The 25,435-nt window shown below is 65.5% G+C and carries 26 protein-coding genes; 12 read left to right on the forward strand and 14 right to left on the reverse strand.

The features are described 5' to 3' along the window. Positions 1-321: 321 nt before the first annotated feature. Positions 322-642 (reverse strand): TIGR02300 family protein, encoded by a 321-nt coding sequence (locus L284_RS31780; protein ID WP_021233342.1) that lies wholly within the window; start codon positions 640-642, stop codon positions 322-324. A 202-nt stretch (positions 643-844) separates the two neighbouring features. Here L284_RS31780 and aroA point away from each other — a divergent pair, with 202 nt between their 5' ends. From aroA to gloB, 4 genes are all read left to right on the forward strand, one after another. After that, positions 845-2,167, forward strand: a complete 1,323-nt coding sequence (gene aroA / locus L284_RS31785; RefSeq protein WP_031341758.1) for a 3-phosphoshikimate 1-carboxyvinyltransferase — start codon at positions 845-847, stop codon at positions 2,165-2,167. 114 nt (positions 2,168-2,281) lie between these two features. After that, complete coding sequence (locus tag L284_RS31790) at positions 2,282-2,905, forward strand: (d)CMP kinase (RefSeq protein ID WP_021233344.1); 624 nt, start codon at positions 2,282-2,284, stop codon at positions 2,903-2,905. 284 nt (positions 2,906-3,189) lie between these two features. Further along, positions 3,190-4,902 carry a 30S ribosomal protein S1 gene (gene rpsA / locus L284_RS31795; protein WP_021233345.1) on the forward strand — a complete coding sequence of 571 codons (1,713 nt, stop codon included), beginning with the start codon at positions 3,190-3,192 and terminating at the stop codon, positions 4,900-4,902. 286 nt (positions 4,903-5,188) lie between these two features. Continuing rightward, positions 5,189-5,947 carry a hydroxyacylglutathione hydrolase gene (gene gloB / locus L284_RS31800; RefSeq protein ID WP_021233346.1) on the forward strand — a complete coding sequence of 253 codons (759 nt, stop codon included), beginning with the start codon at positions 5,189-5,191 and terminating at the stop codon, positions 5,945-5,947. Between the two features lie 94 nt (positions 5,948-6,041). Here the strand turns inward: gloB and purT are convergent, their stop codons facing one another. The 10 genes from purT to L284_RS31845 all read right to left on the reverse strand — a co-directional run bounded on the left by purT (position 6,042) and on the right by L284_RS31845 (position 15,730). Then, entirely contained in the window at positions 6,042-7,205 is a 1,164-nt protein-coding gene (gene purT / locus L284_RS31805; protein WP_021233347.1) for a formate-dependent phosphoribosylglycinamide formyltransferase, read from the reverse strand. Positions 7,206-7,235: 30 nt separating this feature from the next. After that, the gene (gene mgtE, locus L284_RS31810; protein WP_021233348.1) at positions 7,236-8,594 is read right to left on the reverse strand and encodes a magnesium transporter; all 1,359 of its coding nucleotides are present in this window, start codon (positions 8,592-8,594) and stop codon (positions 7,236-7,238) included. A gap of 266 nt (positions 8,595-8,860) precedes the next feature. Continuing rightward, complete coding sequence (locus tag L284_RS31815) at positions 8,861-9,454, reverse strand: F0F1 ATP synthase subunit B family protein (RefSeq protein WP_021233349.1); 594 nt, start codon at positions 9,452-9,454, stop codon at positions 8,861-8,863. Beyond that, positions 9,447-9,941 carry a F0F1 ATP synthase subunit B family protein gene (locus tag L284_RS31820; RefSeq protein ID WP_021233350.1) on the reverse strand — a complete coding sequence of 165 codons (495 nt, stop codon included), beginning with the start codon at positions 9,939-9,941 and terminating at the stop codon, positions 9,447-9,449. The genes L284_RS31815 and L284_RS31820 overlap by 8 nt, the downstream gene beginning before the upstream one ends. A 98-nt stretch (positions 9,942-10,039) precedes the next feature. After that, positions 10,040-10,264 (reverse strand): F0F1 ATP synthase subunit C, encoded by a 225-nt coding sequence (locus L284_RS31825; RefSeq protein ID WP_007013775.1) that lies wholly within the window; start codon positions 10,262-10,264, stop codon positions 10,040-10,042. Positions 10,265-10,304: 40 nt separating this feature from the next. Then, positions 10,305-11,090 (reverse strand): F0F1 ATP synthase subunit A, encoded by a 786-nt coding sequence (locus L284_RS31830; RefSeq protein ID WP_021233351.1) that lies wholly within the window; start codon positions 11,088-11,090, stop codon positions 10,305-10,307. A 54-nt stretch (positions 11,091-11,144) separates the two neighbouring features. Continuing rightward, positions 11,145-11,465 carry an AtpZ/AtpI family protein gene (locus L284_RS31835; RefSeq protein ID WP_021233352.1) on the reverse strand — a complete coding sequence of 107 codons (321 nt, stop codon included), beginning with the start codon at positions 11,463-11,465 and terminating at the stop codon, positions 11,145-11,147. 376 nt (positions 11,466-11,841) lie between these two features. Then, positions 11,842-12,237: a YdbL family protein gene (locus L284_RS31840; protein WP_021233353.1), complete on the reverse strand. Its 396-nt coding sequence runs from the start codon at positions 12,235-12,237 to the stop codon at positions 11,842-11,844. Next, complete coding sequence (locus L284_RS48370; protein ID WP_167663579.1) at positions 12,237-12,524, reverse strand: YnbE family lipoprotein; 288 nt, start codon at positions 12,522-12,524, stop codon at positions 12,237-12,239. Before L284_RS48370 ends, L284_RS31840 begins: the two co-directional genes overlap by 1 nt. Then, positions 12,521-15,730 (reverse strand): intermembrane phospholipid transport protein YdbH family protein, encoded by a 3,210-nt coding sequence (locus tag L284_RS31845; RefSeq protein ID WP_040712863.1) that lies wholly within the window; start codon positions 15,728-15,730, stop codon positions 12,521-12,523. Before L284_RS31845 ends, L284_RS48370 begins: the two co-directional genes overlap by 4 nt. Before the next feature lie 53 nt (positions 15,731-15,783). On the opposite strand from L284_RS31845, the gene radC reads away from it, so the two are divergent. The 3 genes from radC (at position 15,784) to L284_RS31860 (ending at position 18,531) form a co-directional block, all read left to right on the forward strand. After that, positions 15,784-16,542, forward strand: coding sequence for a RadC family protein (radC, locus tag L284_RS31850; RefSeq protein WP_021233356.1), 759 nt, complete (start codon positions 15,784-15,786; stop codon positions 16,540-16,542). A gap of 1 nt (position 16,543) precedes the next feature. Further along, the gene (locus tag L284_RS31855) at positions 16,544-17,302 is read left to right on the forward strand and encodes an NRDE family protein (RefSeq protein ID WP_021233357.1); all 759 of its coding nucleotides are present in this window, start codon (positions 16,544-16,546) and stop codon (positions 17,300-17,302) included. A 119-nt stretch (positions 17,303-17,421) separates the two neighbouring features. After that, positions 17,422-18,531 carry an endonuclease/exonuclease/phosphatase family protein gene (locus L284_RS31860; RefSeq protein ID WP_021233358.1) on the forward strand — a complete coding sequence of 370 codons (1,110 nt, stop codon included), beginning with the start codon at positions 17,422-17,424 and terminating at the stop codon, positions 18,529-18,531. Between the two features lie 24 nt (positions 18,532-18,555). On the opposite strand, the gene L284_RS31865 is transcribed toward L284_RS31860, so the two are convergent. Then, positions 18,556-19,635 carry an alpha/beta fold hydrolase gene (locus tag L284_RS31865; RefSeq protein WP_081673935.1) on the reverse strand — a complete coding sequence of 360 codons (1,080 nt, stop codon included), beginning with the start codon at positions 19,633-19,635 and terminating at the stop codon, positions 18,556-18,558. Positions 19,636-19,921: 286 nt separating this feature from the next. Between L284_RS31865 and purB the strand changes: the two genes are divergently transcribed. From purB to L284_RS31885, 4 genes are all read left to right on the forward strand, one after another. Beyond that, entirely contained in the window at positions 19,922-21,235 is a 1,314-nt protein-coding gene (purB, locus tag L284_RS31870) for an adenylosuccinate lyase (protein ID WP_031341766.1), read from the forward strand. Positions 21,236-21,428: 193 nt separating this feature from the next. Further along, complete coding sequence (locus tag L284_RS31875) at positions 21,429-21,773, forward strand: lipopolysaccharide assembly protein LapA domain-containing protein (protein ID WP_021233361.1); 345 nt, start codon at positions 21,429-21,431, stop codon at positions 21,771-21,773. A gap of 4 nt (positions 21,774-21,777) precedes the next feature. Continuing rightward, the gene (pyrF, locus tag L284_RS31880) at positions 21,778-22,455 is read left to right on the forward strand and encodes an orotidine-5'-phosphate decarboxylase (RefSeq protein ID WP_021233362.1); all 678 of its coding nucleotides are present in this window, start codon (positions 21,778-21,780) and stop codon (positions 22,453-22,455) included. Between the two features lie 243 nt (positions 22,456-22,698). Beyond that, entirely contained in the window at positions 22,699-23,460 is a 762-nt protein-coding gene (locus tag L284_RS31885; protein WP_021233363.1) for an SIMPL domain-containing protein, read from the forward strand. Positions 23,461-23,523: 63 nt separating this feature from the next. On the opposite strand, the gene L284_RS31890 is transcribed toward L284_RS31885, so the two are convergent. Next, the gene (locus L284_RS31890; RefSeq protein ID WP_235054326.1) at positions 23,524-23,922 is read right to left on the reverse strand and encodes a DUF4019 domain-containing protein; all 399 of its coding nucleotides are present in this window, start codon (positions 23,920-23,922) and stop codon (positions 23,524-23,526) included. Positions 23,923-23,992: 70 nt separating this feature from the next. Here L284_RS31890 and L284_RS31895 point away from each other — a divergent pair, with 70 nt between their 5' ends. Further along, entirely contained in the window at positions 23,993-24,643 is a 651-nt protein-coding gene (locus L284_RS31895; protein ID WP_021233365.1) for a phosphoribosylanthranilate isomerase, read from the forward strand. 146 nt (positions 24,644-24,789) lie between these two features. Here the strand turns inward: L284_RS31895 and L284_RS31900 are convergent, their stop codons facing one another. Further along, complete coding sequence (locus tag L284_RS31900) at positions 24,790-25,257, reverse strand: outer membrane protein (protein WP_021233366.1); 468 nt, start codon at positions 25,255-25,257, stop codon at positions 24,790-24,792. Positions 25,258-25,435 lie beyond the last annotated feature (178 nt).

A 25,435-nucleotide genomic window follows, 5' to 3' on the forward strand; every position in this document is an offset into this window, starting at 1 on the left:
GCTGACCTCCTGCATGCCATGCAGGCGCTCTCCCAGCTGAGCTAAGGCCCCGATCATTTCAGCGGACCGATCCCGGGAGGTTCGGTCCGTTTCCCACACTTCAGCCCGTCATTGATGACTTGCCTCCGCTTGGGAGGCCGCCCTCTAGATGGGCTTCCCCGGGCTGGCAAGTGGAAATTTCATGCACCTGTCATTTTCCGATGAAGCCGCGACGAGCGCCGTGCCCTCAACCCACACCCTCCCCTTCGCAAGCTGCCGAACGAGAAAGGGCGCGGTCGCCGAAGCGCCGCGCCCTTTTCCGAACGCCGAAGAGTCCGCGCTTTACTCGTCGCGATCGCCGTCGTCGTCACCGCCGCCGATGCCGAGATCGTCGTCGCCGCCGAGGTCGACATCGTTGTCCGGCGAATCGCCGTCGTCATCGATGTCCAGATCGTCTTCAGCGAGATCCGAATCCTCGTCCTCGACAACTTCTTTCTTCTGGATTTCCTCATAGGGAATCGGCTGCTTGGACTTCAGCACCGGCTCCGGGTGCCACGAATGGCCGCACTCGATGCAGGTGACCGGGTCGTCCTTGCCCAGGTCGTAGAAGCGGGTGCCGCATTTCGGGCAGCCGTGCTTGGCGCCCCACTCAGGCTTTGCCATGAAATGTCCTCATACTGCGCGCCCGTAGAGTACGGGCGAGAATTCCGTGTCTTGATGGGAGGGCCGGCGCGCAAAATCAAGCGTCCCGGCTGCATCAGGGCGCGCGCCTTGCCATAGGCCGCCCCCGCTGTCAAAAGCCCCGCGATTTTGCGCCCCTCCAGTATCGAGAGAAGCACCCGTGAGCCACGACACCGCCACCCCCATGCGCCCCCGCCGTTTCCTGCCCGCCGGGCCGCTCACGGGCAGGATCCGCGTGCCGGGCGACAAGTCGATCAGCCACCGCTCGATCATGCTGGGCGCGCTGGCGGTGGGCGAGACCCGCGTGACCGGCCTGCTGGAAGGCGAGGACGTGCTGTCTACCGCCGCCGCCATGCGGGCAATGGGCGCGACGGTCGAGCGTGTCGGAGAGGGCGAGTGGCGGGTGCACGGCGTGGGCGTCGGCGCCCTGCTCCAGCCCGGAGGCCCGCTGGACATGGGCAATTCCGGCACCTCCACCCGCCTGCTCATGGGCCTCGTCGCCAGTCATCCGATCCAGGTCAGCTTCACCGGCGACGCTTCACTCTCGAAACGCCCGATGGGCCGGGTGATCGATCCGCTGTCGGAGATGGGGGCGAGCTTCGAGGCCAGTGAAGGTGGCCGTCTTCCGCTGATCGTGCGCGGTGCGTCGCCCGCCGTACCGATCACCTACCGCCTGCCGGTCGCCTCCGCGCAAGTGAAGAGCGCCATCCTGCTCGCCGCCCTAAACACGCCCGGCGAGACCACCGTGATCGAGCCGGTGCCGACGCGCGACCATTCGGAACGCATGCTCAAGGGCTTCGGCGCCGACCTCACCGTCAACGTGGAAGCCGACGGCACCCGCGTCATTACGATCAAGGGAGAGGCCGAACTCAAGCCCCAGGTGATCGACGTGCCGGGCGACCCCTCCTCGGCCGCCTTCTTCATCGTCGCAGCACTCCTGGTGCCGGGCAGCGAGGTCGTGATCGAGAACGTCGGCCTCAACCCCACCCGCGCCGGTTTGGTCGAAGTGCTGCGCCAGATGGGCGGCCGGATCGACTTCCTTGACGAACGCGAAGTCGGCGGTGAGCCGGTGGCGGATCTCAGGGTCAAGCACTCGCGCCTCAAGGGCGTCGCAGTCGACCCGGCCATCGCGCCGGCCATGATCGACGAATTCCCCGTGCTCTTCGTCGCCGCCGCGCTGGCCGAAGGCGTCACCGTCGCCAGCGGTCTCGACGAGCTGCGCGTGAAGGAATCGGACCGCCTCACCGCCATGGCCGTCGCTCTCACGCTCGCTGGAGCGCAAATCGAGGAGCGCGAGGACGGCCTCGTCATCACCGGCACCGGCGGCGCGCCGCTGCCCGGCATGGCCGAGGGTGCACGGGTCACCACCCATCTCGACCACCGCATCGCCATGTCGATGGCGGTTGCCGGTCTGGCCAGCAGTAGCGGCGTGGGAGTGGACGACATCCGGCCGATCGCCACCAGCTTTCCGAACTTCGAAGACCTGCTGGCCAGCCTCGCGGGATAAGGGTATCGTGCAAGCCAACACCGGACCGGGCAGCACGCGCCCCCATCCCATGCGGGGGCCGACATTGCCTTCCCCGACCTTGCACTGACCGCACTGAACAGCCATGAGCCTGCGATGATCATCGCCGTAGACGGACCCACCGCTTCGGGCAAAGGCACCATAGCCAAGGCCCTCGCCCACCATTTCGGACTGCCTCACCTCGACACCGGCCTGCTCTACCGCGCGGTCGGCCGCCAGTGCTTCCTCGACGGCGGCGACCCGGACGACCCCGTGGATGCCCTTGCCGCCTGCGCGTTTCCCGAGGGCCTGCTGGAAGACCCCGAACTGCGCTCCGAGGCGAGTGGCGGCCTCGCCAGTCGCGTTTCGATCCACCCCACGGTTCGCAAGGCGCTCTACGAACGGCAGCGCACTTTCGCGACGCAGCCGGCCGGCGCGGTGCTGGACGGGCGCGACATCGGCACGGTGATTGCACCCGAGGCCCAGGCCAAGCTATTCGTCGTCGCTTCTGTCGAAGCGCGCGCCCAGCGTCGCTTCCTCGAAATGCACGCCCAGGGCCGGGACATCTCGCTGGAAGCCATCACCGCCGACCTCGCCGCGCGCGACGAACGCGACCGTGGCCGCAAGGACGCCCCCCTCGTGGCCGCCGCCGACGCGCTGGTAATCGACACCTCCGACCTCAAGCGCGAGGAAGCCATCGCCGCCGCCATCGCTGCCGTGGACGCCCTGCGGGTTACCTGACCCGCTGAACCAAAGCCGCCGGGTGACCGAACCGGCCCGGATCGACCGGCCGGATAATGCGACGGAACCGCGCCGAGCCCGCCTATTTCCTTGCATTTCGCCCCTCATGCGCGTAGGGCCCGCCGGTCTGAAGAACCGCAAGGTTCCAAGGCGCCGCGGACGGCATTCGGCCCCCGTGGCGGTTCGGCCCTTTTGGCCCGGGCCTCGCATGGTGCGAAGCGCGGAGGAAAGACCGGCGGATCAAACCGCCTGGCCGGAAAGAACTAAACAGGATCAAACCTTTAATGGCTACTTCTGCCAATCCGACCCGCGACGACTTCGCGAAGATGCTTGACGATCAGCTCGGCGGCGTCGCCGACGACGGCTTCGAAGGCCGCGTCGTCAAGGGTACCGTCACTGCCATCGAAAACGACAAGGCCGTCATCGACGTGGGCCTGAAGAGCGAGGGCCGCGTTGCCCTGCGCGAATTCGCCCGCGGTGAAGGCGAGCACGGTCTCAAGGTCGGTGACGAAGTCGAAGTTTACGTCGACCGCGTCGAAAACGCCGACGGCGAAGCAATGCTGTCGCGCGACCGCGCACGCCGCGAAGCCGCATGGGACAAGCTCGAAAACGAATTCGGTGAAGGCAAGCGCGTCGAAGGCGTGATCTTCGGCCGCGTCAAGGGCGGCTTCACCGTCGACCTCGACGGCGCCGTTGCATTCCTCCCCGGCTCGCAGGTCGACATCCGCCCCGTGCGCGACGTCACCCCGCTGATGGACGTGCCGCAGCCCTTCCAGATCCTGAAGATGGACCGTCGCCGCGGCAATATCGTCGTGTCGCGCCGTGCCGTCCTCGAAGAAACGCGCGCCGAACAGCGCAGCGAGCTGATCGACAAGCTGAGCGAAGGCCAGGTCATCGAGGGCGTCGTCAAGAACATCACCGACTACGGTGCGTTCGTTGACCTCGGCGGCATCGACGGCCTGCTCCATGTCACCGACATGAGCTACAAGCGCGTCAACCACCCGAGCGAAGTGATCGCCATCGGCGACACCGTGAAGGTCCAGATCATCCGCATCAACCAGGACACCCAGCGCATCAGCCTCGGCATGAAGCAGCTGGAAAGCGATCCGTGGGAAGGCGCAGCCGTCAAGTACCCGGTCGGCGCCAAGCTGTCGGGCACCGTCACGAACATCACCGAATACGGTGCCTTCGTGGAACTGGAAGCCGGCATCGAGGGCCTCGTCCACGTTTCGGAAATGTCCTGGACCAAGAAGAACGTCCACCCCGGCAAGATCGTCTCGACCTCGCAGGAAGTCGAAGTGGTCGTTCTCGAAGTCGATTCGGACAAGCGCCGCATCTCGCTCGGCCTCAAGCAGGCTCAGCAGAACCCCTGGGAAGCGTTCGCCGAGAAGCACCCCGTCGGTTCGCAGGTTGAAGGCGAAGTCAAGAACGCCACCGAATTCGGCCTGTTCATCGGTCTCGACGGCGACGTCGACGGCATGGTTCACATGTCGGACATCGCCTGGGGCATCTCGGGCGAAGACGCGCTGGCTCTGCACCGCAAGGGCGAGCAGGTTTCGGCCGTGGTTCTCGACGTCGATGTCGAGAAGGAACGCATCAGCCTCGGCATGAAGCAGCTTGAGCGTGGCGCTCCGGCCGCTGGCGGCGTTGCCGCGACCGGCGGCAGCTCGCTGCGTCGCAACGAAGTCGTCACCGTCACCGTTCTCGAAGTTCGCGACGGCGGCCTGGAAGTCCAGGCTGGGGACGATGGCGCCACCGGCTTCATCAAGCGTTCGGACCTCGGTCGCGACCGCGACGAGCAGCGCCCCGACCGCTTCCAGGTCGGCCAGAAGCTCGACGCCATGGTCACCGGCTTCGATCGTTCGAAGAAGCCGAACTTCTCGGTCAAGGCCCGCCAGCTGGCCGAAGAGAAGGAAGCCGTGGAGCAGTACGGTTCGTCGGATTCGGGCGCTTCGCTCGGCGACATCCTCGGCGAAGCCCTCAAGAACCGTTCGTAAGAACGTTTCCAGGCTTCACCGCAAGGTGAACCGTCAAAGGCCCGTCCGGAGAAATCCGGGCGGGCTTTTGCTTTTCCGGGTTCCACGCGAAGGCGCGGATGTGCCGATGCCGCCGTCTCACCATCGCCGCCCAAGCCGTAGTCTCGACTGGACCGGGGCCTTCCGCCAAGCCGCATCTCCGCGTGCGATCCTTCATGCTTCTACGCGGCTGCGCGCGAACCCCAAGCCCAGCGCCTCTTCCCCCAAAAGCACCAAGCGCCTACATCGCTCCGCAAGGAGAGGTCCCATGCTCGAAGTCCACCAGTTCCCCTGCCTCAGCGACAATTACGGTTATCTGCTACACGACCCGGTGAGCGGCGAAACCGCCTGCATCGACACCCCGGACGCTGACGAATACTTGCGCCAGGCAGGGCACAAGGGCTGGCAGATCACCCAGATCTGGAACACCCATTGGCACCCCGACCATGCCGGCGGCAACGGTGCCATCAAGGGGGTGACCGGCTGCAAGGTGACGGCTCCGACGGGCGATGCCGGCAAGATCGCCGGCGTGGATCGCACGGTGGATCAGGGCGATGTGGTCATGCTGGGAGACTGGCAGGCCCGGGTCATCGACGTCGGCGGGCACACGCTGGGGCACTGCGCCTACCACCTTCCCGAGGCGCGGATCGCTTTCGTCGGCGATTCGGTCTTCGCGCTCGGCTGCGGCCGCATGTTCGAGGGCCAGCCCGCACAATTCTGGGCGAGCTTGCAGCGCATCAAGGCGCTACCTGGCGATACCATGCTCTATTGCGCGCACGAATATACGGCGGCCAATGCAAGATTCGCCGTCCACGCCGATCCGGACAATGCGGAACTCGCCGCCTATGCTGCGGATGTCGACCGCGCCGGCGCCGCCGGCCTGCCGACGGTGCCGACGAAACTCGGCCGCGAACTGCTGACCAACCCGTTCCTGCGCGCAGACGATCCCGCGCTTCAGGCCCGCTGGGGCGGCGGCGATGCCGTAGCGACATTCGCCGCGCTGCGCGAAGCCAAGAACAGTTTCTGAAGTAGTTTGTCATCGCGCGACGCAGCGCAACCCACGGCGGCGTAAATCGCCCTGGATTGCTTCGCTTCGCTGGCAATGACGGACTACGGCATCCTCAGTAGACGATGCGGACCTTGCCTGCCGCTTCCGCCGCCACCCGGCGCGCGGTGTCGGTGTCCTCCGCCAGCGCCAGGGCAACCCCCATGCGCCGGTAGGGCCGCGTCACCGGCTTGGCGAAGATGCGCAAGTCCACTTGCGCACCCGGCGTCGCCAGAGCCTCGGCCTGGCCTTCGTAAGCGAAGGAACCGCTCTCCCGGTCGGCGAGAATCACCGCCGAAGCGCTCGCCCCATGCAGCACCACTTCGGGAACGGGCAGCCCGAGGATCGCCCGCGCATGGAGATCGAACTCGGAGAGGTTCTGCGAAATCAGCGTGACCATCCCGGTATCGTGCGGACGCGGCGAGAGTTCGGAGAAGATCACCTCCTCGCCTTTCACGAAGAATTCGACGCCGAACAGGCCGTAGCCGCCGAGATCGTCGACGACCTTGCGCGCCATGTCCTGTGCGGCGGCAATGGCGGCGGGAGCCATCGGCGTCGGCTGCCAGGACTCCTGATAGTCGCCGCGCTCCTGCCGATGACCGATCGGCGGACAGAAGGACACGCCCTCGCGGCTGCGGATCGTCAGCAAGGTGATCTCGTAGTCGAAGGCGACGAATTCCTCGACGATCACCCGCTTGCGATCGCCGCGCATGTTGGCGACGGCGTAGTCCCAGGCCTTCTCCAGATCGGTGGCATCGCGCACCGTGCTCTGGCCCTTGCCCGAGGAGGACATGACCGGCTTGATGACGCAGGGCAGGCCCGTGTGCTCGGCGCCCGCCAGCACTTCGTCGAGGCTTTCGGCATAGCGATAGCGCGAAGTGCGCAGGCCGAGTTCGACAGCGGCGACTTCGCGGATGGCGTCGCGGTTCATGGTCATCTGCGTCGCGCGGGCCGAAGGAACGACGCAGAAACCTTCCGCCTCGACTTCGGCCAGCACTTCGGTGCGGATGGCTTCGACCTCGGGCACGATGAAGTCGGGCCGGTGCTTCTCGATGGCCGCGCGCAGGCGTTCGCCATCGAGCATCGAGAAGACCTCGAACCCGTCCGCCACCTGCATGGCCGGCGCCCCCTCGTAGGCATCGCAAGCGATCACCTGGCAGCCGAGTCGCTTGGCCGAAATCACGAATTCACGCCCCAATTCGCCCGAACCGAGCAACAGGATCTTCGCGGTGAATGCCATGGGGCGGTCCTTTCGTTTAATTGCGCGGCCCTAGAGCAACGTTCCGGAGAGAATGGCAAGGGCAATGGTGAAGTAGATCACCAGACCTGTGACATCCACGAGCGTCGCGACGAACGGTGCCGAGGCGCTGGCCGGGTCGAAACCCAGCTTCTGGAGCAGGAACGGCAGCATCGAGCCAGCCAGCGAGCCAAAGGTCACGATCCCCACCAAACCCGCCGAAACGGTCGTGGCGATCAGCACCCAGTGGCTGCCGTAATCGTAGAGGCCCAGCGCCTGCCATGCGGTGATCCGGATGAACCCCACGGTGCCGAGCATCGCGCCCAGAACCATGCCTGCGGGCAGTTCGCGCAGTGCCACGCGCCACCAGTCCCGCAGGCGCACCTGCCCCATCGCCAGGGCCCGGATGATGAGCGATGTCGCCTGGCTGCCGCTGTTGCCGCCCGAACTCATGATAAGCGGGATGAATAGCGTCAGCACCACCGCGCGGGCGAGTTCGTCCTCGTAATGCTGCATGGCGCTGGCGGTCAGCATTTCCGAGAGGAACAGCACGCTGAGCCACCCTGCCCGTTTGCGGATCATTTCGAAGAAGCCGGTTTCGAGATAGGGCCGGCCCAGCGCCTCGACGCCGCCGAACTTCTGGACGTCCTCGGTGTGTTCGGCCACCAGTGCATCGAGCACGTCGTCGACGGTCACGATGCCGAGCGGACGGCCTGCATCGTCTACCACCGGCAATGCCAGCAGGTCGTGACGGCGGATCAGGTCGGCCACTACCTCGCGATCGGTCGCGGGCGTCACCGTGACGGGCGTGCGGTCGCGAGCGAGATCGATGGCCGGCGAATCGGGCGCGGCGGCGATCAGGCGGCGCAGCGAGATCGTCGCATCGAGACAGCCGCGTTCGTCGAGCAGGAACACCGAGTAGACGGTCTCGCGGCTGCGTTCGACGGTGCGAAGGAGGTCCAACACATCGGCGACACTGGCCGAGACCCGCGCGGCAACGAACTCGGTGGTCATCATGCCGCCGGCGCTGTCCTCCGGCCAGGCCAGGAGACGGCGCAACGAGGTGCGCACCTCGGGGGAGAGAGCACCGAAGATCCGGCCGGCCACATCCTCATCCATTTCGGCAAGAACATCGGCAGCGCGATCCTCGGCCATCTGGGCGACCAGATGCACCGCGCGGGGCAGTGGCAGCAGCGCCAGCACTTCCGCTGCTGCCGTGAACTCGGGGCGGTCGAGCACGGCCACGGCGCGCACGTCCGCCATGCGGCCGAGCTTGGCGGCAGCCGCCTCGGGCGTCAGCGCCTGGAGCATCTCGACGATATCGGCAATGTAGAGCCCGCGCTTGCCGGGCCGGGCACCGGCGTTCACGCCGGCGAGCAGGTCGTTCACCATCTTCAAACCTTTCGTCCGCACGACCCGGGCGGACGATGGCCAGCGAGAACTAGCCAGCGCCCTTGGGGCGTGCGGTCCTACTGGAACTGTCGCTGGACATGTCCTCGCTTCCTGAAACACCGCAGCAACAAAGGCTGCGCGGGCGGCGCTGTGATCCCGAACGCGGCCAAGGTCAACATCCGATTGCAGCTGCCCCTTTCCGGCACACAAAAAAGCCCCCGTGCAGAGCACGGAGGCCTTGTTGCTTCGCAGCCGATCCGAAAGGATCAGATGCCGGCGATCGCCTGATCGACCAGAGCCTTGTCGGCACCGGCGGAGTGATTGGCGCGGATCAGCCCACTGGCAGCAGCGGCAGCGGCAGCGGCGGCCTGCTGGCGCAGTTCGGTCACAGCAGCGCGCTCGACGGCGCCGATCTTGTCCTGCGCCATCTTCTCGCGACGGGCGATGACGTCGGTCGTGTCGGCCTGGGCCTTGGCGACGATCGTCTCCGCTTCGTGGCGGGCGTGCTCGATCAGAGCGGCGGCGTCCTTTTCGGCACCGGCGATCTTGTCGGCATATTCCTTGCGCAGGGCTTCCGCCTCGGTGCGCAGGATCTTCGCCTCTTCGAGCTGGGCCTTGATCTCGGCGATCTTGCTGTCGAGGCCGCCGGAGATCATCTTCGGCAGACCCTTCCAGACCATGATTGCGAGAAGCACCAGCATCGAGGCGCTGACCACCGCCACCGGCGGGGCGACGCCCAGCAGCAGCGGTTCGGCGTGATGCTCGATGCCGGCCTGCGTTCCGGCCATCTCGGCCGCTTCGTGCGAAGTGCCTTCAGCGACGACGGTATCCGTGGTGGACAGTTCCGTGTTCTCAGCCATGGACCAGGTTCTCCTTCACGGCGGAACGAACCGCGCCGTCGTCGAGAGTCAGGCCGGCAATGCGGCTGACGATCTCGCGGGCGGCGTCGGCGGCGACGTCCTCGATCTCGGCGGCTGCCGAACGGCGAGCCTGCGAGATACGGGTTTCGGCTTCGGCGAGCGTGGCGTCGATGGCCACCTGTGCGGTCGCGAGACGCTCGGTCGTGACGGCAGCGGCCTTGGCGCGGGCTTCCGCGATAAGGGCCTGCGCCTCGGCGCGGTTGGCGTTCTCACGCGTGCGCCAGGCTTCCTCTTCCGCATCGGCCTGGGCGCGAGCGCGCTCGGCGGCGGCGAGGTCGTCGGCAATCTGCTTGTCGCGCTGCGCAACCGTATCCATGACCTTGGGAACCATTCCCCGTCCAACGACGAAGAAGGTGAAGCCGAAGAAGATCAGCATCCAGAAGATCTGGCTGGAATAGGTCGCGGCTAGCTGTGCGATCTGAGGCATGGGTCAGCCCTGTCTCGAAGTGGCCGGTAGAATTCTTGCGTCCTCTCCGGCCGCCCAACCAAAGGGTTCGGGTAGCCGGAGGGGATCAGTGCGCGCGATCAGGCGAAGATCAGCAGCGCGGCAACGACGAACGACAGCAGGCCGAGAAGTTCGGCGCCGGCGAAGCCGATGAAGAGGCGGCCCTGCTGGGCGTCAGCGGCGCCCGGGTTGCGCAGCGCGCCTTCGAGGAACTTGGCGAAAACGCTACCCACGCCGATCGAGGCGAGGCCGCAACCGATAGCAGCGAGACCGGCACCAAGCAGCTTTGCAGCTTCTGCGTCCATTTCAAAAACTCCCTTTGGAAAACTCGAGTGAGACTGAAAATCAGTGAAGGTTCTCTGCGTCGTTCAGATAGACGCAAGTGAGAAGAGCGAAAACATAGGCCTGGATACCGGCGACGAGCAGCTCGAGAGCGCAGATGCCGACCATCAGGATGAAGCTGGGCAGACCGGCGATGGCGAAGAGGCCGATGCCGGCATTGCCGGAGCTGATGACGAAGCTCGAAAGAACCTCAAGAAGGACGTGCCCTGCCATCATAGCGACGAAAAGACGCAGACCGAGGCTGAACGGGCGCACCAGGAAGGAGATCAGTTCCACGCAGAAGATCAGCGGGATCATGATCACCGGGGTGCCGTGCGGCACGAACAGAGAGAAGAAGTGCAGCTTGTGCTTTGCGAAACCGACGATCAGGACGATCGCGAAGGAAAGCACGGCGAGAACGCCCGTGGCCGAGAAATGGCTGGTGAAGGTGAAGGCATGGAGGCCGATCACGCCCAGCGGCAGCAGCCCAAGGAAGTTCGCGAAAAGAATGAACATGAACAGCGAGAAGATGTACGGAACGTACTTCTTGCCGCCGGGGCCGACGTTGGCGGCCAGCATGCCGTCGATGAAGCCGGTGAAGCTTTCGACAGCCATCTGCCAGCGGCCGGGCACGAGCTGGCGCTTCATGCCGCCGGCAACGAAGAACGCCAGCGTCACGGCGGCGATCGCCATCCACAGCGTGCTGTTGGTGAAGGCGATGTTATAACCGGCGATGCTCCAGCCTTCCGAGCCGAACAACGGCTGGATGCTGAACTGGTGCATCGGATCGACCTTCGCTTCGGCTGCCACGCGAATATCCCTGTCGCCAATGAACGGCAGCGCCCTTAACTTACCCCTCCTGGGTCAATCCGGGCGCCGGTTCGAATTCCTGATAATGTTCCTGAAGGCGACGAATATTCCTGCGAACAGCATCACCATCAGACCCCAGGGCGATGTTCCGGCAAAGTGATCGATCACCCAGCCAAGGAACAGACCACCCGCAACCCCGCCGAGCAAGTCGGCCAGGACGCGGTTACCGGCACGATAGGCATCGTCGGTTTCCGCACCCGCGACCGGCTTCTGACGCTGCGCTTCCCGCTCGCGAAGGGCTTTCAGCCGATCGTCCAGCGAATCGAGGCGCGCATCCTCGCCGACAGGGCCCGGTGCGGACGGCTCGTCGTTCATGTCAGGGCTCCTTCTCAATCGAATAGGAACGAATGACGCGTTCAACGGCTGCCCGCCGAGGGCGCCGACCCCTTAGGGTGGGGGCATTCTCGAGTCAACCATGACGGGACGCGCACGGCAAGAGTTGTTCACACGGATGCCCGCGCGACCAAGTTCCGAACAGGGCTGGGAAATGGTGTCGCGGGGCTAATACCGCAAGGACGATGTCGGACAAAATTCTCGTGAAAAGCAGGCTCGGCCGCCGTTCACTCAAGCAAAACCCGCTATCGTCAGCGCAAGGTCGTCCGGGCGTAGCGCTATGGTCATGCAAAAGGGCGGCCGCGTTGTGGCCGCCCTTTTGCATGACCTTTCGATTTCAACCGAAGCCCCCACTTGGTCAGGGGCAGCGCGCGTCCCGATCGGGCGCGCCGGAATCGCGGGTTTTCCACGATCCGTCGGCAGCCTGGTACTTCTCGCCCGGCTTCGTCTGAGAGATCAGACGACAGGCCGTGGCGAAGGCATATTCCTCGATCGTGCTCTTTCCGGCCGCCTTGTCCGTATAGATGGCGCGCCGTCTGTTGTTGATGTCCCGCACCATGGCCTGGATCGCGGCCGGCTGGCTGCCGATGACGCCGAGGTAGCCGTCCTTCTGCTCGCCCACCTGCCCTGCTGAGCGCGCGGCGGCGTAAGCCGGGTCACGGCCTTCCTGCGCCAGCGCCATGCCGCCGCCGAGGAACGACAGGGCGAGAACGCCGGCTATGGCGGCGGAACTGCTGAAACGGGTCTTGTTCATCAGAATACGCCTTCGTTTTCCTTGATCGTGTTCTCCGCGTCCTGGGAGAGACGATAGATCACTTCCTGCCTGATGTTGATGTTGAGTTCGATCACGATCGGCTTGTCGGGCGCCGTCACGTTGACGCAGCCGCTCAGCACGGATCCGAACCCGGCCATCATCATCACCGCGCAAACGGTGCGCCCGCCGGACCGTGAATCGAACCGCCGCGCCAAACCTCGTATCCGGCTCATCATGGCCGGGTTTGTCGCAGCCGGAGCGCTTCCGGTCAATTGCAGGGGATTCATGGATTATTCTCGCTGACTGGAGGCTGAACGGTTTCCGGCGTAGGACGAGCCGAGTTTCCGCCTTTCGGCAAAGCCTGGGGAGGTATGCCCTGGGATATACCCAGGGTGCGCGGATCGGTGAGATAGGCAGGATCGTAAAGCGAGCGCATCGAGCCGAACAGGCTGAAGAACGGCGCCTTGATCTTGACGATGAAGCGGATCGGCAACTTGGCGATCTGCTTCGTCAGGAAATTCTTGTCGGCCGAAGATCCCTGGCTCAGCCCGTCGAACGCGATCCGCGTGAGGATGTCGCCGGAGATCGAGCCGTTCAGGCCGATTTCCATGTGCTTGTAATCGACGGACTTGAGCGCTCCGAAGGCGAAGTTGCCCATCGCTGACAGGTCCTTGTACGTCAGTGCGCCCAGGTAGCTGACGTTGCCGCCGGGATCGCGGGAGGCCAGGTAGCCGTCTACGATGCGCCCGCCCTGCTCGTCGAAGACGATGGGAACCTCGCCGTCGAAGATCCCCGAGGCGTTGATGTTGGTGAGTTCGAGATGCTGCACGAATGTTGCAGCATCGAGACCGCTGACGCTGAGCTTATAACGACGGGTTTCCGATGCGCCGATCCGCATCGTTGCCGGATCCAGCGTAAGCGTGCCCGACATGAACGGCCATTTCGCACCGTTGATCCGCAGCAGGTAGCCAGGCTCCATCTGGAAGCCGAGAACGCCGTCCGTGACTTCGATGCCGGGATTGACCGAGGCGATCTTCAACTGCTGGTTCGGCGCAGTCACGAAGCCCAGAAGGTCGGTGAAGACCACGTCGCCGCTCAATCCCTTTACGGGACCGAAGGCGGCCGCGAAATCCAGGCCGTCGGAAGCGAAGCGACCCGTGCTGGTGACACCCCGCTCGTTCCAGTCGATTCGCCCATTGCCCCGCACCGAGCCCTTGAGGTCCGAGACGATGCCGAGCAGCAAGGGCGACAGCGTTTCCGCCTGGACATCCTTGTCGAAGGTGACCCCCGCGACGGCCAGATCGGCATGGCCGCTCGCCTTTCCGAGGTCGTGCACAATGTCGGCACGAACCACTTCGCGGGCGCTGCGCGGCTCTCGCATGATCGCCTGAGCGGAAATCACGTTGTTCTCAAGCCGCAGCGACGCGTCCCGGGCGATCAGGGGCTGAAAGCGCGGCGCAGGCTGGCGGTCGATCAGCGTGAAGCGCGCCTGGTCGATCGACAGCACGCCGCCAGAATAACGCCAATTGCCGGCCGTCTGCCGCAGATCGAGAGGAACTGCCGCAAGGCCGATGTCGGCTTCGTCGAAGGTGCCGCCGATGTTCCTGCCCACTTGCGCATCCAGCCGCGCGAGGCGGAAGCGTGACGGCGCCTCCGCCGATCCCAGCGCCACGTCCACCCCCCTGGCGGTGAGCGCTCCAGGTCTGCCGGCCATCTGGGCATAGCCGAGCGGGCCGCTGGCGATGCGAATCGGCGTCTGCCCCAGGCGGCCGGAAACGTCGAGGCGAGGTACGCCAAGTGCGATATCGAGCCCCTCTCCCCAGCTGCGAAGGATGCTGCTGCCCGGCGCCGGGCAGATCTGAATGCTGCGCCTGTCCAGCGCGAGATTGGCGAAGGACAGGCTCTCGAAGCGGACGGGTGTGCACGCGCTCCAGGCGGTCACGACACCGTCCGCGTCCCAGCGGCCATCGACGGGCAGCACGACCCCGCGCGCCGCGCCGCCGGGAAGAGCGCCGGACAGACGGGCCTCGCCGGAGAAGCGCATCGCGCCGTCGGGAGACTGCGCCAGAGTGAGACGCGGGATACCCAGCCGCGAATCGCCCGCCGCATAGTCCGCCATCTCCACCTGCAAGGCGAGATGCCCCCGCGCATCGCTTTCCATGCGACCCGAAACCTGCGGGAGGTCTCGACCGCCGCTGGCGAAATTGCCGGTAACGACAGGGCGTGAGCCGCCGAACTGGGCCTGCACGCGCGAAAGCGTAAGCACCGAGGCGCCGCTGGTGCCGCGCAGATGCCCTTGGGGCAGGACGAGCGTGAGGCCATCTTCGCCGCGCCGCAGGATCAGGTTCGCGGAAAGCCTGCTGCCGCGCGTCTCCTCGGCCAGGGCCTTGCGGAATTTCCGAACCAGGGGAGCGGCCAAAGTGCCTTCGCCTGCTTGCATGCCCTTTGCCAGCGCCGCGTCGGCAGACTTGCCGATAGCCACGCCGCCGCCGCTCACATCCCCTTCCAGGTCGAAGCGTTCGAAGCCGTGGCTGGAGCGCATGCGCCCGTCGAAGCCGAGCGAGCCGATCTGCGCCTGCGCCGTGACGATGCCCGTGACCCGCGCCTTGAAGTTCGCGTTGAGCGCCTGCTTTCGATAGGTGAACCGTCCCGAGCCAGTAAGGCCGGACGCCCCGTTCCCGGCGAATCGCAAGGCGCCGCCGTCCAGGCCGATCTTGCCCTCTCCGCCGTCGAGAAGCCGGTCGAGCACGACATCGAGCTGCGCTCCGCTCGCCGCCAGCCGCAGATCCGGATCACGGCAGACGACAGATCCAAGGCGCAAGGGGCCTTTGAAGCGAGGACGCTCTCCGGATACCGTGAGCTTGCCGTAGAGGGTGGCGCGGCCCGTCTCGCAGCCCTGCGCAGTCAGCTTTGGCGACACGAGGGCAAGTTCGCCCCGAAAGCCGCCGCGCAGCGCTCCTGCGCCGGCCAGTCTGGCGGCAAGGCGGCCATGATCGCTTTCGATCAGCGCCCGGCCGTCGAGCACGGCGACATCCAGGTCGGGCAGGACGTGGTCTTTGTCTCCGCCGCCCCGCAGCGCCTTGTCCAGCGATCCGAGGCTCAGCTTGCCACCATGCAGCGATCCGAACAGACGCGGCCGAACCAGGGTGATCCGGCCGACGCCCGGCCAGCCCCAATTGAGCCTGGTCGCCACGCGCAGTTCTTCCACGACAAGGTCCGGGCGCCTGGGATCGCCGACGACCAGATTGCGAATCACTTGTTCCGAGGGGCTGATGCGCTCGATCCGGTAGGTAGCCGGCAGGCCGAGCTTACGCAGTTCCTCGGTTATCAGATCGTCGGCGATGTCTTCGCGCCAGAACCAGGCTCCCGCCAGCCCGGCGACGGCAATCGCGCCCAGCCCGATGAGCGCGGGCGCCGCTGCACGCCGTTTGCTGCGGCGGGCCGGCTGCGGCAGCTCCGTCGTTACGGGGTTTTGGTCTTGATCCTGCGACATCCGGTCCATCAATTGCGCTTGCCTTCCGGGAAAGGCAATTGTCTGTACGCTTTATGCCCGAGCAAGACCGTCTCTTCGATGAACCCGCTAGCCCGATCCCTGCCGATTCGCGCGAGGATGAAACGATTCTCAGCGATGTCGGCAACGATCCCAGCGGCCATCGCTCCCGATTGCGGAAGCGCCTGCTGGCCGGCGGCAGCGATGCGCTGGCCGATCACGAGATCATCGAACTCCTGCTGATACAGGCGGTCCCCCGAAGGGACATGAAGCCGCTCGCGCGCAGCCTGATCCATCGCTTCGGATCGCTTGCAGGCGTGCTGCAGGCCGACCCGCGCACGCTGGCAGGTCATCCGGAGATGGGAGAGGCGACGGTGGCGGCCCTGCGCATCGTGACGGCCGCGGCGACTCGCCTGGCGCGGCAGAAAGTGCGGGAGACCCCCGTGATCGGCTCATGGCAGGCACTGATAGATTATCTGACCATCGACATGGCCCATCTCACGCTGGAGCGCGTGCGGGTTCTTTATCTCAACTCCAAGAACATGCTCATTCTGGACGACCTGGTAGGCGACGGCTCTATCGACGAAGCGGCGATCCACCCGCGCGAGGTGATTCGCCGCGCCCTGGACATCGGCGCCACCGCCCTGATCCTCGTCCATAACCATCCTTCCGGCTCACCCCAGCCCAGCCGGGCCGACATCGAGGTGACCAACCGCATCGCCGAAGCCGGCAGGTTGCTGGGCATATCGGTTCACGACCATGTGATCATCGGCCGGGAAGGCCATGTGAGCCTGCGTGCCAAAGGGCTGATCTGACATGTGCGTCGCTGCGGTCGCCTGGCATGCCCATCCCGACTGGCCCCTCCTCGTCGCCGCCAACCGCGACGAATTCCACGCGCGGCCCTCCGCCCCGCTCGCCCGTTGGCAGGACGGCAGCGGCATCGTCGCCGGGCGCGATTGCCTCGGCGGCGGCACCTGGCTCGGCGTGGCCGAAAGCGGCCGAAAGGCGCCGGGCGGCATGGTGCTCGTGACCAACTACCGCGTGCCCGAAGGCTCGGTTCCCGGCCGCCCTTCCCGCGGCAAGCTAGTGACCGACCTGCTGCAAGGCCGCGAGCCCGGACCGATCGAGACGATGAACCCGTTCAACCTGATCCAGGTGAAAGGCGGCGAAGCCAGGTTCCTGACCAATCATCCGCAAAGCACGTCGCGGCCGCTGGCACCCGGCTTACATGGACTTTCCAACGGCGGCTTCGACTTGCCATGGCCCAAGACCCTGCAGGTTCAACAGGCCGTCGCCTCCTGGCTGAGTGCAGCACCGAATGCCGCGGACGGCTTGTCCGCGCTGCTGGATGCGCTGCGCGCCGAAACCCCGGACCCGCGTCTGGCCCAACCGGAGCAAGGCCCCGAACCGCGCTTCGCGCCGGTCTTCATCCGCAATCCGGTGTACGGAACACGGTGCAGCACCGTCATCGCCGTTCACCGCAGCGGCGCGGGAAAAATCGCCGAGCGCAGCTTCGCACCGGACGGCAGCACCTCGGGCGAAATCCATATCGACCTGGATTGGAGCGAGGGTTGACCCATCCGCTTCGACCGGACGGGTTTGCCGATCATGGACTTGATTCTTCCGAAAACGTAACCTCACCGCGGTCTCCCGCATTTCGGCGGATCGCTTTTTACAGGAAGTCAGCCAACCACATGAAGGCCTCGGCTCCGTATCTCCTGCGCAGGCTCATGCTCGGCGCAACCTTGCTGGCGAGCGGGTGCAACACGATGGCGCCGCCCCGCGCCGAGGTCGCGTGCAGTTCCACGCTACCTCCCGGCATCGCCCTGTCCGCCGACGGGCAAACCGCCTCGACGAACCTGTCGGTACTGACCTTCAACATAGAGGGCCTGTCCTGGCCCGCGCGAAGCGGACGCGGACCGTCGCTCGCGAAGATCGGCGCCCATCTCGCCGCCATGCGCTCCGTCGGCAGCGCGCCGGACGTGGTCCTGTTCCAGGAAATGTTCAGCGACGCCGCCAAGCGTGCGGTTCTGGCCAGCGGCTATCCCGCGATTGCCTCCGGTCCCCACCGGACCACGCGGGCACGCGGCTCGACGCGGGAGAAGCTGCCCGGCCGTTCCAGCCTCAAGCGCGGCGAAATCGGCATCCACGCCTTCGGCAGCGGCCTTGCGATCGCATCGCGCTACGCCATCGTCGATACAGACCGCCGCGCCTACGGCCGCAAATCTTGCGCCGGGTTCGACTGCCTCTCCAACAAGGGCATTGCGCTCGCCCGAATCGAAGTGCCCGGCGTGCCGTCCCTGATCGACGTCTACGATACCCACATGAACTCGCGCGGCGCCTCGGGAGCGCCGGCAGCCCGCAATCTGGCCGCCCACGATCGTCAGGCGTTGGAAGCCTCGGAGTTCATCGACCGCACCCATGACGACGCGACCCCGCTCATCTTCGGAGGCGACTTCAACATGCGCCACTCGGAGGAGCGCTGGGGCAATTTCTCGCGCTATCAGTCGCTCGCCCTGGTTCACCGCGTCTGCGTGGATCCTGCGTCCGGGTGCGAGGTGCGGATGTCGTGGGACGGGGACGAGCCCTGGATGGACACCCAGGATCTCCAGTTCTTCTGGCCGGGAGACGGCGTCCGGATCCGCCCGGTGCGGGTGGAGGCCCTGTTCGACGGCAGGCCTGGCAGCCCCCAGCTATCGGACCACGACGGCTTCCTGGTCACTTACGAACTGCGCTGGAAAGCATCCGAAACGCGCGTGCCGGGATGCCGAGTCATGCCGAGCACGCTCGCCCCGGCCCGCTGACGGACGGAGCGGACGCTCAAGGCTTCAGGGAGCGGGCGAGGACAGTATCTCCAGCAGCCTGGCGCCGAACACTTCCGGCGCTTCCACTTGCGGCGAATGACCGTACTCGGGAAACTCCACGATCCGCGCGGAAGGCATCGCCGCCGCGGCCTGCGCGGCGACTTGCGGAATCGGTTTCAACTTGGCCTTGATCTCAGCCGGAGCCTGTCCCTTGCCGAATACGGTGGTGTCGCGCATGCCGATCATCAGCGTCACGGGAACCGCCAGGCGGCCGAATTCGTGGGCGACCGGCTGCGTCAGGATCATTTCCGAAGTCTTGGCCTGTGCCAGTTCCGCCGCGTCCTGATCCGCCGCCGCATATTGGCCTGCCAGCATCTTCACCCACCGGTCGTACCGCGGGTTCCAGTCGCCATGGTAATAAGTGTCGAGCTGGTACTGCCGCATCTCGGCATAGCCCTTGGCCCGCTCGCTCGCCAGCAGCTTGTCCAAGGGCTCGTAAGGCACACCCTCGGCCATGCGATCGACCAGGCCGAGCGGATTCACCAGTACCAGCCGCTCCACGGCCTGCGGATACATCAAGGCAAAGCGAAGACCCAGCATGCCGCCGGTGGAGTGGCCCAGCACGATCGCCTTCTCCAGCCCGACCTTCTCCATCAGCCTGTGCGTGAGATCGGCCATCATCGCGAAAGTATACTGCGCCGTCGCCGGTTTGGAGGATTTGCAGAATCCGAGCTGATCGGGAATCACCACCCGGTACCCCGCCGAGAGCAGCGTCCGCGCCGTATCCTCCCACGTCGCGCCGCAAAAATTCTTGCCGTGCAGCAGGACCACCGCATGGCCGTTCGGTTTGTCCGGCTGCACGTCCATGTAGGCCATGGTCGCCTCTTCTGCGCCCAGCTTGATCTCCATGCCCTCCACTTTCCAGGGATAGGGGAAGCGTTCGAGGTTGGAGCCGAAGTCCTCCAGCTTGATATCCTGACCGCTGATGGCCGGAGCCGCTGTCGTCTGGCTGGGATCGTCTTGTGCCAAGGCCTGACCCGGCCCGGCACATATCGCCCCGAGCAGGAGCGCAATGGCGGAAATCGTGGGGAGCGCATGTCGCATCGCTGGTCCTTCCATCGTCGACAGGGTGCCGCAGTTACCGTGTGGACCATAGCGCGTCATCGGCCGGAAGGCTCCTGCCAAATCGGAAAGTCGTGGTTGTTCAATGGCTCCTGCGTGGATCCAATCACCGGTAACGCGAAGTGCTTCCTTTTTTTGTACCGTCTGCGTCACATTCCTCCAGCCGTCCTCCCGCGCGCACCCTTGCCTTTATGGCAAGCCCGCCTTAGCGGGACCGCCAGGAGGCCGGGTCAGCGCCGGGTCTAATGACGTCACCAAGGAGTCGAACATGGTCCCCCGTTACGCCCGCCCCGCTATGACCGCGATTTGGGAACCCGAAGCCCGCTACCGCATCTGGTTCGAGATCGAAGCCCACGCCGCCGTGAAGATGGGCGAAATGGGCACCGTTCCCGAAAGCGCCGGCAAGGCCCTGTGGGACTGGTGGGCGACCGCTCCGAAGATCGACGTCGCCGCCATCGACGCCATCGAAGCGGTGACCAAGCACGACGTCATCGCCTTCCTCGACTGGGTCGCCCAGCAGGTAGGCCCCGAGGCGCGCTTCATGCACCAGGGCATGACCAGCTCCGACGTGCTCGACACCACGCTGAACGTGCAGCTCGTCAAGGCCGCCGACATCCTGCTGGAAGACCTGGACGCCCTGCTCGCCGCGATCAAGCGCCGCGCCGAGGAGCACAAGTACACCCCGACCATCGGCCGCAGCCACGGCATCCACGCCGAGCCGGTGACGTTCGGCCTGAAGATGGCCGAAGCCTATGCCGAATTCTCGCGCTGCAAGACGCGGCTTCTGGCCGCCCGTGAAGAAGTCGCCACTTGCGCGATCTCCGGCGCCGTCGGCACTTTCGCCAACGTCGACCCGGCGGTCGAGGACTATGTCGCCGACAAGCTGGGCCTCGCGGTCGAGCCGGTCTCGACCCAGGTCATCCCCCGTGACCGTCACGCGATGTTCTTCGCAGTCCTGGGCGTGATCGCCAGCTCGATCGAGCGCCTCGCCATCGAGGTGCGCCACCTCCAGCGTACCGAAGTTCTGGAAGCGGAAGAATACTTCTCGCCCGGTCAGAAGGGTTCGTCGGCCATGCCGCACAAGCGCAACCCGGTCCTGACCGAAAACCTCACGGGCCTTGCCCGCGTGGTGCGCTCGGCGGTGGTCCCGGCGATGGAAAACGTGGCGCTCTGGCACGAGCGCGACATCTCGCACTCCTCGGTGGAGCGCTTCATCGGCCCCGACGCGACGATCACCCTGGACTTCGCGCTGGCCCGCCTGACGGGCGTGATCGATAAGCTGCTCGTCTACCCCGAGCGCATGCAGAAGAACCTCGATCGCATGGGCGGCCTCGTCCATTCGCAGCGCGTCCTTCTGGCGCTGACGCAGGCCGGCCTCACCCGCGACCAGTCCTATCGCCTGGTCCAGCGCAACGCGATGAAGGTCTGGGAATCGGACGGCCAGCTCTCGCTGCTCGAACTGCTCAAGGCCGATGAGGAAGTCACGGCGGCACTGCCGGTCGAAGTGATCGAGGAGAAGTTCAACCTCGACTACCACTTCAAGCAGGTCGATACGATCTTCGCGCGCGTTTTCGGTAACTAAGCCCTCCGCCGCCACTTCCCATGCCCTGCAATCGCGCTTAGCATCCGGGTCATCTTCAAGCCGGGTGGCTTCACCCGGCGACTCGGAAAATGCGGTAAACAGAAGATCATGGGGCGCGATCCGCTTCCGAATGGACGGATCACGTCCCAACGCGATTGCGAAAGGTCTTGGTGCACGAATTGCCGGAGGAAACATGCAGATAGTCCGCACGGTGTTGTGGATCGCGATAACCGCGATCCTGGTCGCTTTCATCGCCATGAACTGGACCAGGGTGCCGGTGAACTTCTGGCCGCTGGACGATGCCAACTACGTCCATTTCGAATGGCCGGTAGGCGTGGTCGCGCTCGTGTTCTTCGTTCTGGGCATGGCGCCGGTCTGGCTCTACCTGCGCGCCATGCGCTGGCGTTTCCAGCGCCGGATCGCCAGCCTCGAAAACTCCCTGCGCGCCAACAGCGTGCCTTCCGCCGTTCCCGAAGCGGCGCCTGCCGCGCATTCGGCCGCGAGCCTTTCCACCCCCGAACCTTCCCCGGAATCCTGAGACCATGAACAGCAATCCCGTTTACCTCGCCCTCGATCTGCCCCGCCTCGACGCTGCCGAAGCGCTGGCGCGAAAGGTGGCCGGGCATATCGGCGGGATCAAGCTGGGGCTCGAATTCTTCTGCGCCCACGGTCATCACGGCGTCCACGAGCTGCACAAGCTGGGGCTGCCGATCTTCCTCGACCTCAAGCTGCACGACATACCCAACACCGTGGCCGGCGCGATGCAGGCCATCCACGTTCTGGAACCGTCGATCGTCACGATCCACGCGGCCGGCGGCAGGGCCATGATGGAAGACGCCAAGGCGGCGGCGGGAGAGAACTGCAAGGTCGTGGCCGTAACCGTGCTGACCAGCCTGGACGGCGGCGATCTCAACGCCATCGGCGTCGATGCGGAGCCGCATGAACAGGCGCTCCGCCTTGCCGAACTCGCCCATTCGGCCGGTCTCGACGGAATCGTCTGTTCCGGTCACGAAGTCGGCGCGGTGCATCAGCAGTGGAAGGACGGCTACTTCGTCGTTCCCGGACTGCGCCCGGACGACGGCAGGAGCGGCGACCAGAAGCGCATCATGACCCCGCGCGCCGCCCGTGATGCCGGCGCCAGCGTGCTGGTCATCGGCCGCCCGATCAGCCGCGCCGAGGATCCGCTTGCCGCAGCGATCGCCATCGAAGCAACGCTTTAGTCTGCACCTGCCAGGTCGTTCACATCGTCCCGGACTTGATCCGGGACCGCTCGCAAAGCTTCAGGCGCCAAGACGCGGCTCGGCCAGCGACCCCGGATGAAGTCCAGGATGAAGCCTGGCTCGTGCCGTTCAGATCCGGTCCAACCTCAAACCTTTCACGCCCCAAAATGCACGGTTCAGCGCCGGGCAACCTCGCTCCCTTCAGATCGTTGATCCACGTTATCAACTGGAGAGTGCGACTTTATGAAATCCCTGAACCTGCTTGCCGTCACCACCACTGCTCTGGCGAGCGCCGTAGCCCTGCCCGCCGCGGCGCAGGACTCCGGCCTGGTTCCCGCCATTGCCGCCGGACACACGCTGCTGACGGTGAATGCGCAGGGATCGTCCACTCGCACGCCCGACATGGCCGGTTTTTCGGCCGGCGTCACTACCCAGGGCACGACCGCCAGCGAGGCGCTGAACGCCAACTCCACGCGCATGACCCAGGTGATCGCCTCGCTGAAGCGGGCCGGCGTGGCGGACAAGGACATCCAGACCAGCAATCTCAGCGTGAACCCGGTCTACGCCCAGCCCAAGCGCCAGCCCGACGGCAGCTACGTGGACGGCCCGCGCGAGATCGTCGGCTACGAGGCGAGCAACACGGTAGGCGTCCGCCAGCGCAAGCTGGACGACATGGGCAAAGTGATCGACGCCCTTGTCAAGGCGGGCGCAAATCAGGTCAACGGCCCCAACTTCTCGCTGTCGCAGCCCGATGCCGCTCAGAACGAAGCGCGCGTGGCGGCGATCAAGGAGGCTCGCACCCGCGCCGACCTCTATGCAGGGGCCGCCGGCATGCAGGTCGCCCGCATCGTCTCGATCAGCGAAAGCGGCGGCTATGCACCCGCACCCGTCATGTACCGGGCAAAGGCGGCCATGGATTCGCTGGCCTCGGCACCACCGGTAGCGGCCGGAGAGCTCGAAACCAACGTCAACGTGACGGTGCAGTTCGAACTCGCACCGCGATAACAGCCGCTCGGATGGATCGCCCTCCGGCATGCCGGGAGGCGATCCGCTCCCCCGAGGCGTGAACTAGTTCAGCATCATGTCCTGCGACTGGATATCGTAGCCGGTCAGCGCAACCTTGCCATCCTCGCCCTTGCGATAGACGAATTGTTCGACGCCGGACCCGTGCTCGAACCGCGTCTCGTAAGTCAGCGTGACGAAGGTGCCGCCCGTCGTCGCATTGGCGTTCCAGCCAACCTGCCGCGCCTCTTTCACTTTTCCCAACTTGCGCTGTACGGCGCCCAGAACGTTCTCAAGCTGGTCCCGCTTTGCGCCTTGCCGCAGTTCGGGTTCCGCCTGCTGCCAGATCGCGCGCATGTTTCCGGCGTCCAGCGCCTGGTGGAACTTGCCGACTTGGGCCTCGGCGTCCTTGAACGACTCCTTCACACCGCAGCCCGCCAGCATTGCGGCGGCGGCAAATGACATTAGATAGCGGCCCAGTGTATTCATTAACGATCCCCTGCTTTGGGGTCGCAATCTAGGCCGGAAAGACGACATGCCAACAGCGGCGATCAAGATCTGCGGGATAAGCACAGGCGACGCGCTGGAAGCCGCGATCCGCGCCCGTGCCGCGCACGCCGGGTTCGTCTTCTTCCCCAAGAGCCCCCGCAACGTCACTCCCGGAGAGGCGGCCGCGCTTGCGGAGCGCGCGCAGGGGCGGATCGGCCGGGTCGGCCTCTTCGTCGACGCCGACGACGCCGCCATCTCAGAGGCCGTGGCCGGCGCGCGGCTCGACGCGCTCCAGCTTCACGGCAGCGAAAGCCCGGAGCGCGCGGCGCAGCTTCGCGCCCGCTTCGGCATCGCGGTGTGGAAGGCGCTATCGGTGGCGACGGCGGAAGATACCGCCCGGGCCGCTAGTTATGCAGGGGCCGTAGATCTGGTACTGTTCGATGCCAAGACGCCCAAGGGAACATTGCCGGGCGGCATGGGCCTCAGCTTCGACTGGAACCTCGTGGCGAACTGGAAAGGCCCCATCGCCTGGGGCCTCGCAGGTGGACTGACGCCTGATAACGTCGCCGAAGCGATCCGACTGACCCGAACGCCCCTGGTGGACACGTCCTCCGGCGTCGAAAGCGCGCCGGGCGTCAAGGACGGCGGCCGTATACAGGCTTTCGCAGAGGCCGTGCGCGGTGCTTCGGACTTCTGAGCCCGTCCCCACAACAAGAAAGGGCGGCCCCTCATAGACCGCCCTTCCCTGGCTTACGCTCCTTGCAGAGCGGATTCCTTCTCGGGCTCCGGCCCGACGAACTCGGTAGCTGCGCCGGGCCGGAATCCTATCAGGATGTTATCCTATCAGAACTTCACGCCCAGGCCGATGAGGCCGACGTCTGCGTCGGGGGTGTTGTCGCCGATCAGCAGGTGCTTGTATTCGACCTTGCCGTATACGCGGTTGTTGAGCGACTGCTGAACGCCGCCGCCGACAGCAACGGCGCTGTTGCCGTACTTGCTGAACTTCGACTGCCAGGTCGAGTTGGCATAGAGCTTGGTGGTCGGGGTGACCTTGAAACCGGCGCGGCCGCCGACGCCCCACGAAACGCGGTAGTTGTCGGCAAGGATCTTGTCGGCCGAGCCTTCAACGCCCACGAAGAACTTTTCGCCCAGGTCGTAGTCGTAGCCGACTGCAACGCCGCCGACTGCTTCGCTGTCGCTGCCGTTCCAGACGATGCCCGTGCGCGCTTCGATGCGCGCTTCGTTGGCGAGAGCGGGAGTGGCGGCGGCCACGGCAGCAACCGCGGCGAGCGAAACGAGTGCAATACGCATATTATCTTACTCCAGTACGTTCCCCGGCCCTCACCGGGGACCGCCCCGCTGCTCCCGCGAACCTTTCGCGCAGATGAACGAAAATTTGCTAATTGCTCAAAACTGTCATGAAACTGCCACTTACAGACATTATCTTGTCATTCCAGTTACACCTGTTGCACCCTTTGCAATTGAAAAC

It is taken from the genome of Novosphingobium lindaniclasticum LE124, assembly GCF_000445125.1.
GTDB lineage: Bacteria > Pseudomonadota > Alphaproteobacteria > Sphingomonadales > Sphingomonadaceae > Novosphingobium > Novosphingobium lindaniclasticum.